We start from the raw sequence: 14264 nt of genomic DNA on the forward strand, positions 1-14264 counted from the left end.
ACATGGTCGTCGATGAACACGTACAGTGCGGCCAGAAGGGCGTCCAGGCAAGGAGTCACAACCAGGCCAACGGGCGCCCTTCGCCATGGTCGCGGTCAGCGCAAACATCGGACTCATTCATCTAGGGGAACCGCATCCAACTGCTCCTGAACGGCGCGCGGATCACCGACCTGACGGACACGACCTATACGGGACACGTCAACCTCAACGTGTTCGGAGGGGGGCTGCGTACCAGGACGCCTTCGCGGAGGAGCTGTGACCGCCAGTCGAGCAGACCTGCGGAGTGATCGTAGAGTCTCCACCCCAGGTATCCGGCGGGCGGAGTCTCTGCGCTACCGCTGGCAGATGGATGACGGCAAGGTGCCTGTCAACAGGTGGCAGGTCCACCCGGCCTCGGTGTCCCAGTGCAGGACCTGCGTGTGGTCGGCCAGATATTTCCCAGGGCAGAGAGAGTTGCGGGGGAAGACGGGACAGGGTCAGCAGAAGGTCGTGGCGACGAAACTCGATGCGGCTGCCAGCAAGGTGCGGGTGTCATGGCTTCGAGGGTGTTCGAGGGCATGACGAGGGCGTCGTGCTCGGCGAAGGCTTTCCACAGCTGTGGACGGCTGTGCCAGCCGAGGTAGCGGACGTGGACCTTGAGGAGGCGCAGGAGCGGAGTCAGGCCATGAAATTGGTTGCGGGGTGATCCGCGCCAGCGTCCACCTTCATCGACCCCGACCACCTCATCAGCACGCTCCGACACGGTCTGCGCCAGATCCAGTACCGCAGCAACCTCATCGACGGATGCCTCGCCGAGACCAACCTCACCTTGACGACATCACGGCAACAACGTCAGTAGAGGCGCCCAGCAGCGGAGCTGCTCAAAGTGACACCTGGGCGGCCCTGAAATGGCCACTGACCTCGACTTAGGGCACGCGGAGGGCACGCCACCTCAAATTGGACTAGACAACAAAGAACCCCCGGGTCTCTGACCTGGGGGTTTCATATGGAGCGGGTGACGAGAATCGAACTCGCGCTCTCAGCTTGGGAAGCTGATGTTCTACCATTAAACTACACCCGCGTAAGACGCCCAGCCCTGAAGGGCCGGTGTCTGATCGCCCCGTCACTGTACCGCATGCCAGGCCCCCGGCGCTCAAGCCCGTGGGGCCTGAGTCCGTTTCGCGGGTGGGATCCGGCTGCGGGGGGCCGGAGTTGGAGCGTACGGTGGAGGGGTGGGAGAGGGTCCCGGCGGGGACGGAGTGCCGCCTGGAGAGCCGTCTCGATCGTCCCGTAATGTGGCGTTTGTCGTCACGGCATCCCAGCAGGCGTGACGCGGCTCTTGGGGAAGGGACTCTAGGACTTGATGGAGCGCACCGTCGTCCGTTGTGCCGATGGGCACGTGTTCAGCACCGCTTCGTTCCCGATGCAGCAGGCCGGCCGGCTCGGCCCCGGGCGGCTCGTACGGTGTCCTCGTTGCGCGCGGCTGCGCAGCGCGGTACCGGTGAGCCTCGAGAAGCGGTAGCGGCGCGGCACCACCACCCTGGCGCGCGGAGACGTCCTGGTTGTGGCGGGTCCGCGCGCCTTGCGTATCCTCGGGGCGTGCTTCTCTCAGACAAGGACATCCGGGCCGAGATCGACGCCGGGCGGGTGCGGATCGATCCCTACGACGAATCCATGGTGCAGCCGTCGAGCATCGACGTACGCCTCGACCGCTACTTCCGGGTGTTCGAGAACCACCGCTACCCCCACATCGACCCCTCCATCGAGCAGGCGGACCTGACCCGGCTCGTGGAGCCGGAGGGGGACGAGCCGTTCATCCTCCACCCCGGCGAGTTCGTCCTCGCGTCGACGTACGAGGTCATCACGCTGCCCGATGATCTCGCCTCCCGACTGGAGGGCAAGAGTTCGCTCGGGCGTCTCGGACTGGTCACCCACTCCACCGCCGGGTTCATCGACCCCGGCTTCTCCGGACACGTGACCCTCGAGCTGTCCAACCTCGCCACCCTGCCCATCAAGCTCTGGCCGGGCATGAAGATCGGCCAGCTCTGCATGTTCCGCCTCAGCTCGCCCGCCGAGTACCCGTACGGCAGCGAGCGGTACGGGTCCCGGTACCAGGGGCAGCGCGGCCCGACCGCCTCCCGGTCCTTCCTCAACTTCCACCGGACCCAGGTATGAGCGACGCGCGCGAGAACCTCAGCTACGAGCAGTTCGGTGTCGCCGTCCGTGAGCTCGCGCAGACGGTCGCCGACGACGGGTACGAGCCCGACATCGTGCTCTCCATCGCCCGCGGCGGCGTCTTCGTCGCCGGCGGGCTCGCCTACGCCCTCGACTGCAAGAACATCCACCTGGTCAACGTGGAGTTCTACACAGGGGTGGGGACGACGCTCGAGATGCCCGTCATGCTCGCTCCCGTCCCCAACGTCATCGACTTCTCCGACAAGAAGGTCCTGATCACCGACGACGTCGCCGACACCGGCAAGACGCTCAAGCTGGTGCGCGACTTCTGCCTCGACACGGTCGCCGAGGTCCGCAGCGCCGTGATCTATGAGAAGTCCCACTCCCTCGTGAAGTGCGAGTACGTGTGGAAGCGGACGGACGCCTGGATCAACTTCCCGTGGAGCGTCCTGCCTCCAGTACATAAGTCGGGAGAGGCACCCAAGGTGAGCAGAGAGGCGCTCTGACCTGCACGGACCAGATCCCTCTGGGGGCGTTGTCGGTCGTCCTCGGCCACTGCTGAGCGTCCTCGGACGCCCCAGGGACGGCCCAGCCATGGGTCACATGAACGGTGTCAGCCGGCGGAGGCCGCCCGCCATCGGGCAGTGACGCACCCTTCTTCCATGTCCCACCATTCCTTGGCCACGCCATGATCGAGCAGCCTCTGCACCTTGGCGAGATCGGCGGTGGGCGGGACGTCCAGGGCGACCATGCCGAAGCGCTCTATGCCCTCGCCGCAGACTCCGAGTTCGTGGAACGCGTTGATCACGCTCTGCCGTGCGGGTCCTGAACCGCCGTCACGGAACACGATGAGGCGGATGGTGCAGTTCTCCGAAGGCCGAACCACTTCGCCGGCCCATCGCACGCCTTCCTCGTCGGGCTCGGTGGCCACGATGTCCCCACAGGCGATGCCTCGGACGAACCAGGGGATGTTGTCGAGCCGTGCGGTGCCGTCGCCTTGGTCGACGGCCCAGAGGCTCTCCACCGACGCCGGGGGCCAGTCGTCTTTGATCTCAAGCCGGAAGTGCACTTTCACGTACGGGCCCTCGGGGTTCGTCATGGTGCCCAGGATGCACAGCCCCGCCGCGCCGGCCGCAGGTGGGTGGGGTCGTCAGACTCGCTACAGGCCGCGGAGCGCCTCGTGGAGATCGCCGTAGGCGCTCCAGCAGGTGACGCTGCCGTTGTCGTTCAGGCTGCCCATGGTGGGGCCGACCAGGCGGGCCGGTGGCGACACCTGGCTGGTGAGTCGCAAGAGAAAAGGGGCTTCCCGGTAGTTCCGGGGAGCCCCTTCGTGTGCGGCGGCGGTCGGGTGCCGGCAGGGTCAGAACGTGCCCAGCTTGACGATCGACAGCAGCGCGACGAGCTGGATCGCGCTCGCGCCCAGCGCCTTCGGCCACGGCAGGTCGTGCGACCGGCTGACCATGAGCGTCAGCAGGGCCCCGGCCGCCACCCAGGTCGCCCAGCCCAGGACCTGGACGAACGACGCGTCGCCGCCGAGGAACATCGCGACGATCAGACGGGGTGTGTCCGTGAGGGACATGATCAGCATGGAGAGGCCGACCGTGGGCTGCCAGGCGCCGTCGCCGCCGAGCTGGCGGGCCAGGGTGTGGGTGACCACGCCCAGGACGAAGGAGCTCAGCACCATCGCGACGGCCGTCGTCAGGACGATCGGGATCGCGTTGGAGAGGGTGGCGTTTATCGCGTCCTCGCGCGTGTCGTCGAAGCCGAACACCGCGAGCAGGCCGTAGAGGAAGGTGACGATGAGGGCGGGGCCCCACAGCGTGTAGTCCCGCATCCGCAGGAACGTCTGGCCGGGAGAGAGGACGACGCCCCGCAGCAGCTCCTTCCAGTGCAGGCGCGGACCGATCGGGCCCGAGGGGGCCGCGGAGCCGGCGTGGTAGGTCTCGCCCTGGCTGTACTGCTGGTGGTCGTCGATCGAGAACGCCTGCGTGTGCCCCGGGTTGTTCGCGGCGTACGGGTCATGGGCGCCGGGGGCGTACGGGTCGGGGCCGCCGCCGAAGTACTCCGGCTCGCCGCCCTGGCCGCCGTAGCCGCCGCCCTGGCCGTTGCCGGCCGGGGGCCACTGGCCGCCGCCGCTTCCGCCGCCGTACGGGGGCTGCTGGCCGCCGCGGTACTGCGGCCGCTGCTGCGGGTACGGCTGCTGCGCCGACGGGTAGCCGTACGACGGCCCCTGGGGCGTCTGCTGCCCGTACGGAGGGTCTTGGGGTCGCGCTTGCGGGGCGCGGCCGTCCCGGCCGCCGCGTCCGATCCTGAATCCAGCCACGTCATCGAACGTACCTGGTCCCGAGAAGTGACGTGCGGGGCCGGGGCCTTCGCGCACGGCTTTGCGGCCGACCTGTGACATCCCCTAAGGGGGACCCGTACGACTCCTGTGGGACCGGTCCAACTCCCGAGGGAACCGCGTCCGACTCCCGAGGGACCGCGTCCAACTCCCGAGGCACCGCGTCCCACTTACGCCGACGCCCCCCTGTCCGCACGGGACAGGGGGGCGTCGGACCGGCGCCGTCGGCGGCGGTCACTTGACCGGCTGCGGCTCCGGCTCGCTCTCCGTCTCCGACGCGCCCGCCGGGGGCTCGTCGTCGACCGGGGTCTTGACCGACTCCAGGAGGAGCTGGGCGACGTCCACGACCTGGATGGACTCCTTGGCCTTGCCGTCGTTCTTCTTGCCGTTCACGGAGTCCGTGAGCATGACGAGGCAGAACGGGCAGGCCGTCGAGACGATGTCGGGGTTGAGGGAGAGGGCCTCGTCGACGCGCTCGTTGTTGATGCGCTTGCCGATCCGCTCCTCCATCCACATCCGCGCGCCACCGGCGCCGCAGCAGAAGCCGCGCTCCTTGTGGCGGTGCATCTCCTCGTTGCGCAGGCCCGGGACGTTGGCGATGATCTCGCGCGGGGGCGTGTAGATCTTGTTGTGGCGGCCCAGGTAGCAGGGGTCGTGGTAGGTGATGATGCCCTCGACCGGGGTCACCGGGATCAGCTTGCCCTCGTCCACCAGGTGCTGGAGCAGCTGGGTGTGGTGGATGACCTCGTAGTCGCCGCCGAGCTGCGGGTACTCGTTGCCGAGGGTGTTGAGGCAGTGCGGGCAGGTGGCGACGATCTTCTTCGCCGACTTCGGCTTGCGGGACTCCTCGGTCACCTTGCCGTCGTCGTCCATCTCCTCGCCGAAGGCGGCGTTGAGGGACATGACGTTCTCCATGCCGAGCTCCTGGAACAGGGGCTCGTTGCCGAGACGGCGGGCGGAGTCACCGGTGCACTTCTCGTCGCCGCCCATGATGGCGAACTTGACGCCGGCGATGTGCAGCAGCTCCGCGAAGGCCTTGGTGGTCTTCTTGGCGCGGTCCTCGAGGGCGCCGGCGCAGCCGACCCAGTACAGGTACTCGACCTCGGACAGGTCCTCGACGTCCTTGCCGACGACCGGCACCTCGAAGTCGACTTCCTTCGTCCACTCCAGGCGCTGCTTCTTGGCCAGGCCCCAGGGGTTGCCCTTCTTCTCCAGGTTCTTGAGCATCGTGCCCGCCTCGGACGGGAACGAGGACTCGATCATGACCTGGTAGCGGCGCATGTCGACGATGTGGTCGACGTGCTCGATGTCGACCGGGCACTGCTCGACGCAGGCGCCGCAGGTGGTGCAGGACCACAGGACGTCCGGGTCGATGACGCCGTTCTCCTCGGCGGTGCCGATCAGCGGGCGCTCGGCCTCCGCGAGAGCCGCGGCGGGCACGTCCTTCAGCTGCTCCTCGGACGCCTTCTCCTCGCCCTCCATGGTCTTGCCGCCGCCGGCCAGCAGGTACGGCGCCTTGGCGTGGGCGTGGTCCCGCAGCGACATGATCAGGAGCTTGGGGGACAGCGGCTTGCCCGTGTTCCAGGCGGGGCACTGCGACTGGCAGCGGCCGCACTCGGTGCAGGTCGAGAAGTCCAGCAGGCCCTTCCAGGAGAACTGCTCGACCTGGGAGACGCCGAAGACGTCGTCGTCGCCGGGGTCGGAGAAGTCGATCGGCTTGCCGCCCGAGGTCATCGGCTGGAGCGCGCCGAGGGCGGTCTCACCGGTGGCGTCGCGCTTGAACCAGATGTTCGGGAACGCCAGGAATCGGTGCCAGGCCACACCCATGTTGGTGTTCAGGCTGACCGTGATCATCCAGATCATGGTCGTGCCCAGCTTGATCATCGCGAAGAGGTAGACCAGGTTCTGCAGCGTGGCCACGCTCAGGCCCTCGAAGGCCAGGATCAGCGGGTACGAGGCGAAGTACGCGGCCTCGTAGTGCTCCACGTGGTGCAGCGCGCCCTCCAGGCCGCGCAGCACGTAGATGGCCAGGCCGATGGTGAAGATGACGTACTCGACGAAGTACGCCTGGCCCATCTTCGAGCCGGCGAAGCGGGACTTGCGGCCCGGGCGCGAGGGCAGGTTCAGCAGGCGGATGACCATCAGCGTGACGATGCCGACGGTGGTCATCGCGGCGATGAACTCGATGTACAGCTCGTACGGCAGGAAGCCGCCGATCACCGGCAGCGTCCAGTCGGCCTGGAAGAGCTGGCCGTACGCGGTGATGATCGTCGGCGGCAGCGTCAGGAAGCCGATCGCCACGAACCAGTGGGCGACACCGACGATGCCCCACCGGTTCATGCGCGTGTGGCCGAGGAACTCGCGGACCAGTGTCACGCTGCGCTGGTAGGGGTTGTCGGTCCGGGTACCCGCGGGGACCGGCTGGCCCAGCTTGAAGTACCGGACGAACTGGCCGATGGCGCGGGCGAGCAGGGCCACGCCGACCACGGTCAGGGCCAGCGACACGATGATCGCGGCGAGTTGCATGGGGGCTCCTCGGGCCTGCGAGGGGAGATCACATTACTAAGCGGTAACTTATTCAGTCCGTCTGAGACTACCCCTATCTTCCGACGCACTGTAGCCGGGGCCGGGGTGATCTGAGTCGCTGAGGGTTGCCTCAGAAAGCGGACCATCCCGACCGTGTTATTCGTACCAAATTGGTACATTAATGACTAATTTATGTCCGTGCTCTACGGGATCGCCGCCGCCACCACCGCCCTGCTCCTCACCGCCGTCCTCGCGGCGCTGCTGCGCGTGCCCGCCCTGCGCGTCGGGCTGGTCGACCGGCGGCAGCGGCAGCGCCGGGTGGCCCTGTCGGGAGGAGTGGCCGTCGTGGCCGTGACGTGTCTCGTCGCGTCGGCAGGGGACTGGACGGGTCTCGCCCCGCTGGGGGCGGGGATGGGGGTGCTGCTCGCCACGGCCGGCGCGGTCGCCGGGCTGGGCCTGGTCGCGGACCTGTGGCGGCTGAAGGCGCGGTTCCTGGTGGTCGGTACGGCGATCGCGGCGGCCTTCGTCGTCCCGTACGGCGACACCGGCGTCGTCGCGGGAGTCGCCGCCGTCGGCTGGGTCACCTGCGTCGCGCTCGCCTTCCGGGCCCTCGACCACGCCGACGGCGTGGCCGGGACGGTGGGCGTCGTCACCTCCTTCGGCGTGGGGGCGTGCGCGGCGGCCGAGGTGATGGACGGGCTCACAGTGCTGCTGAGCGTGCTCGCCGCCGCGCTGACCGGCTTCCTGATGCACAACTGGCCTCCCGCGCGCGTGGCGCTCGGCGGGTGCGGCGCGCTGTTCGCCGGCTTCCTGCTGGCGGCGGCCGCGGTGACCACGCGCGCGGGGCAGGACGCGGTGGCCGGCGCGGGCGTGCTGTTCGCGCTCACCGCGGTCGCCGCGGCCGACGCCCTCCTCGTCCTGCTGGCCCGGCGCACGGCCGGGCGCCCACTGCTGCGGCGGGCGCCCGACCATCTCGCCCACCGGCTGCGGAGGCTGGGTCTCACCCCGCAGGGGGCGGCGATCCTCATCGGTGTCGCCGCCTTCGCCGGGGTACTCGTCGCGGTGCTGGTGCACAGCGGCCTGCTCGACCGGCAGGCCGTGCTGTGGGTGGCGGGCGGCGCCCTGGTCGTCGTCCTCGGGCTGTGGCGGGTGCCGGTGTACGCCCGTCAGGGTGAGGGGCCCGGGCGGCGCGCGGCGGAGAGCGCCGTGCGGCGGGCGACGGAAGGCGCGGCGCGGCGGGCAGGAGGCGGTGCCGCGCGGCCCGTGGAGAGCGCCACCAGGCGCCCCGGGGACGGTGGCTCGCAGCGGCAGGCGGACGGCGCCTCGCGGGCCCGAGGGCGGGCGCGGCGTCAAGCCGTGTCCTCGGTGCAACCCCCTCGCCGGTCGGTCGAATCACCCGTAAGAGCACCCCGCCGTATGGCATCCTCGCAGGTCAGCGGTTCCTTGCGTGTAAGAAACGGATAAGAGTTGAGTCCTGCCGACTCAGGTCTGTTGACCCAGGGGTGAGCCTCGTGCACACTTGAGTCCGTTCCACTCAAGTCAGCTGGAGGAAGATCACCATGGCACGTGCGGTCGGCATCGACCTGGGCACGACTAACTCCGTCGTCAGCGTTCTGGAGGGCGGCGAGCCCACCGTCATCACCAACGCCGAGGGTGCCAGGACCACGCCGTCCGTCGTCGCCTTCGCCAAGAACGGCGAGGTGCTGGTCGGCGAGGTCGCCAAGCGCCAGGCGGTCACCAACGTGGACCGGACCATCCGTTCCGTGAAGCGTCACATGGGCACCGACTGGAAGATCCAGCTGGACGGGAAGGACTTCAACCCGCAGCAGATCTCCGCGTTCATCCTGCAGAAGCTGAAGCGGGACGCCGAGGCCTACCTGGGCGAGAAGGTGACCGACGCGGTCATCACCGTCCCCGCCTACTTCAACGACTCCGAGCGCCAGGCGACGAAGGAAGCCGGCGAGATCGCCGGTCTCAACGTCCTCCGCATCGTCAACGAGCCCACCGCGGCCGCGCTCGCCTACGGCCTCGACAAGGACGACCAGACGATCCTCGTCTTCGACCTCGGTGGCGGCACCTTCGACGTGTCCCTCCTGGAGATCGGCGACGGCGTCGTCGAGGTGAAGGCCACCAACGGTGACAACCACCTCGGTGGTGACGACTGGGACCAGCGCGTCGTCGACTACCTGGTCAAGCAGTTCCAGTCCGGTCACGGCGTGGACCTCAGCAAGGACAAGATGGCCCTGCAGCGTCTGCGCGAGGCCGCCGAGAAGGCGAAGATCGAGCTGTCCTCGTCCACCGAGACCTCGATCAACCTGCCCTACATCACCGCGTCCGCCGAGGGCCCGCTGCACCTGGACGAGAAGCTCACCCGCGCCCAGTTCCAGCAGCTGACCGCGGACCTGCTCGAGCGCTGCAAGACCCCGTTCTTCAACGTCATGAAGGACGCCGGCGTCTCCATCAACGAGATCGACCACGTCGTCCTCGTCGGTGGCTCCACCCGTATGCCCGCCGTCGCCGAGCTCGTCAAGGAGCTGACCGGCGGCAAGGAGGCCAACAAGGGCGTGAACCCGGACGAGGTCGTCGCCATCGGCGCCTCGCTCCAGGCCGGTGTCCTCAAGGGTGAGGTCAAGGACGTCCTGCTCCTCGACGTGACCCCGCTGTCCCTCGGCATCGAGACCAAGGGCGGCATCATGACCAAGCTCATCGAGCGGAACACGACGATCCCGACCAAGCGGTCCGAGATCTTCACCACCGCCGAGGACAACCAGCCGTCCGTGCAGATCCAGGTCTACCAGGGCGAGCGCGAGATCGCGGCGTACAACAAGAAGCTCGGGATGTTCGAGCTGACCGGTCTGCCGCCGGCGCCCCGCGGCGTCCCGCAGATCGAGGTCTCCTTCGATATCGACGCCAACGGCATCATGCACGTGACCGCGAAGGACCTGGGCACGGGCAAGGAGCAGAAGATGACCGTCACCGGCGGCTCCTCGCTGCCGAAGGACGAGGTCGACCGCATGCGCCAGGAGGCCGAGCAGTACGCGGAGGAGGACCACCGCCGCCGCGAGGCCGCCGAGGCCCGCAACCAGGGCGAGCAGCTGGTCTACCAGACCGAGAAGTTCCTCAAGGACAACGAGGACAAGGTCCCCGGCGAGATCAAGACCGAGGTCGAGGCCGCCGTCGCCGAGCTGAAGGACAAGCTCAAGGGCGAGGACACCGGTGAGATCCGCACGGCCACCGAGAAGGTCGCGGCCGTCTCGCAGAAGCTGGGCCAGGCCATGTACGCCGACGCCCAGGCCGCGGGCGGTCCCGAGGGTGCCACCGCCGGTGGCGCCAAGCCCGCCGACGACGACGTCGTCGACGCCGAGATCGTGGACGACGAGCGCAAGGACGGTGCCGCGTGACGGAGGAGACCCCGGGCTTCGAGGAGAAGCCCGACGTCCCCTCCGGCGCCACCCCCGACGACGCCGAGCCGAAGGCCGACTCCTCCGCCTCGGCGGAGGGGGCGGCCCCGGCCGGGGACGCGAACGAGACGGCCGGGCTGGTGGCCCAGCTGGACCAGGTGCGCACCGCGCTCGGTGAGCGCACCGCGGACCTCCAGCGCCTCCAGGCCGAGTATCAGAACTACCGCCGCCGCGTCGAGCGCGACCGGATCGCGGTCAAGGAGATCGCCATCGCGAACCTCCTGACCGAGCTCCTGCCCGTGCTCGACGACATCGGCCGCGCGCGGGAACACGGCGAACTCGTCGGCGGCTTCAAGTCCGTCGCCGAGTCGCTGGAGACCGTCGCGGCCAAGATGGGCCTGCAGCAGTTCGGCAAGGAGGGCGAGCCCTTCGACCCGACGATCCACGAGGCGCTGATGCACAGCTACGCGCCGGACGTCACCGAGACGACGTGCGTGGCGATTCTGCAGCCCGGGTACCGGATCGGCGAGCGCACCATCCGCCCCGCGCGGGTGGCCGTGGCCGAACCCCAGCCCGGGACCCAGACGGTCAAGCCGGCCGAGGAGAACGACACGGCGGCCGACGACAAGGAGAGCGGTGGCCCGGACGAGGGCTGAGCTTGAACCGATGAGAGAGGAGGGACGTCGAGGATGAGCACCAAGGACTTCATCGAGAAGGACTACTACAAGGTCCTCGGCGTCCCCAAGGACGCCACCGAGGCCGAGATCAAGAAGGCGTACCGGAAGCTCGCCCGCGAGTTCCACCCGGACGCCAACAAGGGCAACGCCAAGGCCGAGGAGCGCTTCAAGGAGATCTCCGAGGCGAACGACGTGCTCGGCGACCCCAAGAAGCGCAAGGAGTACGACGAGGCACGCGCCCTCTTCGGCAACGGCGGCTTCCGCCCGGGGCCGGGCGCGGGCGGCGGCTCCTTCAACTTCGACCTGGGCGACCTCTTCGGAGGCGCCCAGGGCGGCGGGGGAGCCGGCGGCTTCGGCGGCGGACTCGGTGACGTCTTCGGGGGCCTGTTCAACCGCGGTGGCACCACGGGCGCCCGCACCCAGCCCCGGCGCGGGCAGGACATCGACACCGAGGTCACCCTCAGCTTCACCGAGGCGATCGAGGGCGCGACGGTCCCGCTGCGCATGACCTCACAGTCCCCCTGCAAGGCCTGCTCCGGCACCGGCGACAAGAACGGCACGCCGCGCGTGTGCCCGACCTGCGTCGGCACGGGACAGGTGGCGCGGGGTTCGGGGGGCGGCTTCTCGCTCACCGACCCCTGCCCGGACTGCAAGGGCCGGGGCCTGATCGCCGAGCACCCCTGCATGGAGTGCAAGGGCAGCGGGCGGGCCAAGTCCTCCCGCACGATGCAGGTCCGCATCCCCGCGGGCGTCACCGACGGGCAGCGCATCCGGCTGCGCGGCAAGGGCGCCCCCGGTGAGCGCGGCGGCCCGGCCGGCGACCTGTACGTCGTCGTCCACGTCGACCCGCACCCGGTCTTCGGCCGCAAGGACGACAACCTCACCGTCACCGTGCCCGTCACCTTCGCGGAGGCGGCCCTGGGCGGAGAGATCCGCGTTCCCACCCTCGGCGGCCCGGCGCTCACGCTGAAGCTGCCGCCCGGCACGCCCAACGGGCGCACCATGCGCGCACGGGGCAAGGGCGCGGTCCGCAAGGACGGCACCCGCGGCGACCTCCTGGTCACCGTCGAGGTGAGTGTTCCGAAGGACCTGTCGGGGAAGGCTCGTGACGCGCTGGAGGCGTATCGCGAGGCGACCGCGGGTGAGGACCCGCGGGCGGAGCTGTTCGAGGCCGCGAAGGGAGCTTGAGAGTGATGGACGGCCGTCGACGAAACCCGTATGAACTGACCGAGGAGACCCCGGTCTACGTCATCTCGGTGGCGGCCCAGCTCTCCGGCCTGCACCCGCAGACGCTGCGCCAGTACGACCGCCTGGGCCTGGTGTCCCCGGACCGCACCGCCGGCCGGGGCCGCCGCTACTCGGCCCGCGACATCGAACTGCTGCGGACCGTCCAGCAGTTGTCGCAGGACGAGGGCATCAACCTGGCCGGCATCAAGCGGATCATCGAGCTGGAGAACCAGGTCGCCGCGCTCCAGTCCCGTGTCGCGGAGCTGGAGGCGGCCCTGGACGGCGCGGCGGCGGCCATGCAGCAGCGCGAGGCCGCGGTCCACGCCTCCTACCGCCGCGATCTGGTGCCGTACCAGGAGGTGCAGCAGACCAGCGCGCTGGTGGTGTGGCGGCCCAAGCGACAGTCCTCGGACTGACGCCGGGACACCGCGCGTGAGGGGCCCGGGAGGCGAACTCCCCGGGCCCCTCACGCATGTGCGGGGTCAGCCGGGCCAGTGGTCGTTCAGCACGTGGGGGCGGTGGTGCGGGCCCGGTCCGGACCGATTCGACCGTACCCGGGCACGGAGAAGGGCCCGGAGGCGTGATCCTCCGGGCCCACAAGCCGATGGCGGGACGTCAGGCGTGCGAGGAGCGGCGGCGGCGGACGCCGAGCCAGGTGGCGGCCCCGCCCAGGACGACCAGGGCGGCGGCGAGGACGGCGTACCTGCCCGCGCCGGAACCGGTGTCGGCCAGCGAGCCGTTGACGGTGGTCGTGGTCGTGGTGGTGTGCGTCGTGGCGGCGGCGGCCGGTGTGGTGGACGCGGACGCCGACGGGGTCGCGTCGGCGGACGCGGACGGGGACTGCGACGGCTGCGTCGACGGGGTGGCCGACGGCGAGCTCGGGGCGGTCTTGGCCGGGCCGGCCGTCACCGTGGTCGGGATGCCGTTGAAGCCGTAGCTGTCACCCATGGAGAACAGCGCCTCCAGCGGCACCTCGGTGTCCTTCTTGATGTCGGTGTTCTTGCCCAGGGAGAGGTACAGCTTGATGCTGTTCCTGCCGGAGGCGGCGCCGAAGCCCTTCGGGATGACGGGCAGCTCCCACATGCTCGGCTGGGTCTCCTCCAGCTTCACGATCCTGCCGCCGACCTCGGCCTCCAGGATGAAGTCGGGGTTGCCGGCGCCCTGGCGGAAGTCCTGCGCGGAGACCGTGCGGCGCAGCTCGGCGGGGAACTCGCCGGGTCCGTTGGCGACGGCCTCGAGCGTCAGGCCGGCGCGCTGGCCCGGGCGGGCGACGACGTTGTTGTCGCGCACCCAGGTCAGGTCCAGCGTGCCGGGCTTGATCTGCGGGTCCGTCTTGAAGACGGCGGTGTTGTGGGCCGGGTCGTCGTTCACGTCGCCGACCAGCGCTCCGGCGGTCAGCGTGAAGTCGCCGTCGTTGGTGGGGTAGCCGGCGCCGAGTCCGACGGTGACCTTCCAGGTGTACGTGGTCTTGGCCGGGATGGAGAAGTTGTCCGCGGGGCTGCCCGTGGCCGGGAAGAACAGGCCCTGGAAGGAGCCGTCCTGCCGGCCGACGAGGGACTTGGTCGGGGGCGCGTCGAGCGGGGTCACGTCGAAGACGACGGAGTCGGCCAGGAGCGGGCTCGGACCGTCCGGCGTACCGGGCAGCCAGGCCAGGAACTCCTGCGCCTCGGTCGAGGAGTTGGTGACCGTCAGGGTCGTCGACTGTGTCGTCCCGCCGCGCTTGAGCAGGCCCTCCGGGGTGGGCGCGCCCAGCGTCATCGTCAGCGGCGCGCCGCTCGCCTTGTCGGCGGCGAAGGCGGTCACCGGGACGAGGGCGGTACCGGCGACGGCGGCGACGACGGTGGTCGCGGCCAGGGTGCGGAAGCGGCGGGCGGCGACGGGACGGGCGGACGCGGCGGACGCGGACATGGCGGATTCCCCCAGGAATCGCTAGGGGCG

General features: G+C 69.6%; 12 protein-coding genes, 1 tRNA gene and 2 pseudogenes. 8 read left to right on the plus strand and 7 right to left on the minus strand.

The window, feature by feature from the left end:
- Positions 1 to 532 precede the first annotated feature (532 nt).
- Positions 533 to 685, minus strand: a pseudogene (locus ACIHAR_RS26610) (glycosyltransferase); the annotation flags it as partial.
- Positions 686 to 703: 18 nt separating this feature from the next.
- Between ACIHAR_RS26610 and ACIHAR_RS26615 the strand changes: the two are divergent.
- A pseudogene (locus ACIHAR_RS26615) lies at positions 704 to 838 on the plus strand (IS630 family transposase); the annotation flags it as partial.
- Positions 839 to 986: 148 nt separating this feature from the next.
- Here ACIHAR_RS26615 and ACIHAR_RS26620 read toward each other — a convergent pair.
- Positions 987 to 1060 (minus strand) — tRNA-Gly (locus ACIHAR_RS26620).
- A gap of 518 nt (positions 1061 to 1578) precedes the next feature.
- On the opposite strand from ACIHAR_RS26620, the gene dcd reads away from it, so the two are divergent.
- Both dcd and ACIHAR_RS26630 read left to right on the plus strand, forming a co-directional pair.
- A complete protein-coding gene (gene dcd, locus ACIHAR_RS26625) occupies positions 1579 to 2154 on the plus strand; it encodes a dCTP deaminase (protein ID WP_365468566.1) in 576 nt (191 codons plus the stop codon).
- Positions 2151 to 2660, plus strand: coding sequence for a phosphoribosyltransferase (locus ACIHAR_RS26630; protein WP_400022292.1), 510 nt, complete (start codon positions 2151 to 2153; stop codon positions 2658 to 2660). The genes dcd and ACIHAR_RS26630 overlap by 4 nt, the downstream gene beginning before the upstream one ends.
- Positions 2661 to 2767: 107 nt before the next feature.
- On the opposite strand, the gene ACIHAR_RS26635 is transcribed toward ACIHAR_RS26630, so the two are convergent.
- The 4 genes from ACIHAR_RS26635 to ACIHAR_RS26650 all read right to left on the minus strand — a co-directional run bounded on the left by ACIHAR_RS26635 (position 2768) and on the right by ACIHAR_RS26650 (position 7021).
- Positions 2768 to 3253 carry a DUF4265 domain-containing protein gene (locus ACIHAR_RS26635; RefSeq protein WP_400022293.1) on the minus strand — a complete coding sequence of 162 codons (486 nt, stop codon included), beginning with the start codon at positions 3251 to 3253 and terminating at the stop codon, positions 2768 to 2770.
- 60 nt (positions 3254 to 3313) lie between these two features.
- Positions 3314 to 3445, minus strand: coding sequence for a hypothetical protein (locus ACIHAR_RS26640; RefSeq protein ID WP_400022294.1), 132 nt, complete (start codon positions 3443 to 3445; stop codon positions 3314 to 3316).
- A 69-nt stretch (positions 3446 to 3514) separates the two neighbouring features.
- A complete protein-coding gene (locus ACIHAR_RS26645; RefSeq protein WP_365468578.1) occupies positions 3515 to 4558 on the minus strand; it encodes a Yip1 family protein in 1044 nt (347 codons plus the stop codon).
- Between the two features lie 171 nt (positions 4559 to 4729).
- Complete coding sequence (locus ACIHAR_RS26650) at positions 4730 to 7021, minus strand: (Fe-S)-binding protein (protein ID WP_400022295.1); 2292 nt, start codon at positions 7019 to 7021, stop codon at positions 4730 to 4732.
- Positions 7022 to 7213: 192 nt separating this feature from the next.
- On the opposite strand from ACIHAR_RS26650, the gene ACIHAR_RS26655 reads away from it, so the two are divergent.
- The 5 genes from ACIHAR_RS26655 to ACIHAR_RS26675 all read left to right on the plus strand — a co-directional run bounded on the left by ACIHAR_RS26655 (position 7214) and on the right by ACIHAR_RS26675 (position 12742).
- Entirely contained in the window at positions 7214 to 8485 is a 1272-nt protein-coding gene (locus ACIHAR_RS26655; protein ID WP_365468584.1) for an MraY family glycosyltransferase, read from the plus strand.
- Positions 8486 to 8580: 95 nt separating this feature from the next.
- Positions 8581 to 10422 carry a molecular chaperone DnaK gene (gene dnaK, locus ACIHAR_RS26660; RefSeq protein ID WP_365468587.1) on the plus strand — a complete coding sequence of 614 codons (1842 nt, stop codon included), beginning with the start codon at positions 8581 to 8583 and terminating at the stop codon, positions 10420 to 10422.
- Complete coding sequence (gene grpE / locus ACIHAR_RS26665) at positions 10419 to 11078, plus strand: nucleotide exchange factor GrpE (RefSeq protein ID WP_365468590.1); 660 nt, start codon at positions 10419 to 10421, stop codon at positions 11076 to 11078. The genes dnaK and grpE overlap by 4 nt, the downstream gene beginning before the upstream one ends.
- 33 nt (positions 11079 to 11111) lie before the next feature.
- On the plus strand, positions 11112 to 12287 hold the full coding sequence (gene dnaJ, locus ACIHAR_RS26670; protein WP_400022296.1) for a molecular chaperone DnaJ: 1176 nt from the start codon (positions 11112 to 11114) through the stop codon (positions 12285 to 12287).
- A 5-nt stretch (positions 12288 to 12292) separates the two neighbouring features.
- Positions 12293 to 12742, plus strand: a complete 450-nt coding sequence (locus tag ACIHAR_RS26675; protein WP_365468596.1) for a heat shock protein transcriptional repressor HspR — start codon at positions 12293 to 12295, stop codon at positions 12740 to 12742.
- A gap of 199 nt (positions 12743 to 12941) precedes the next feature.
- Here the strand turns inward: ACIHAR_RS26675 and ACIHAR_RS26680 are convergent, their stop codons facing one another.
- Positions 12942 to 14234, minus strand: a complete 1293-nt coding sequence (locus ACIHAR_RS26680) for a hypothetical protein (protein WP_365468599.1) — start codon at positions 14232 to 14234, stop codon at positions 12942 to 12944.
- Positions 14235 to 14264 lie beyond the last annotated feature (30 nt).

Source organism: Streptomyces sp. NPDC052016, from assembly GCF_044548445.1.
Lineage (GTDB): Bacteria > Actinomycetota > Actinomycetes > Streptomycetales > Streptomycetaceae > Streptomyces.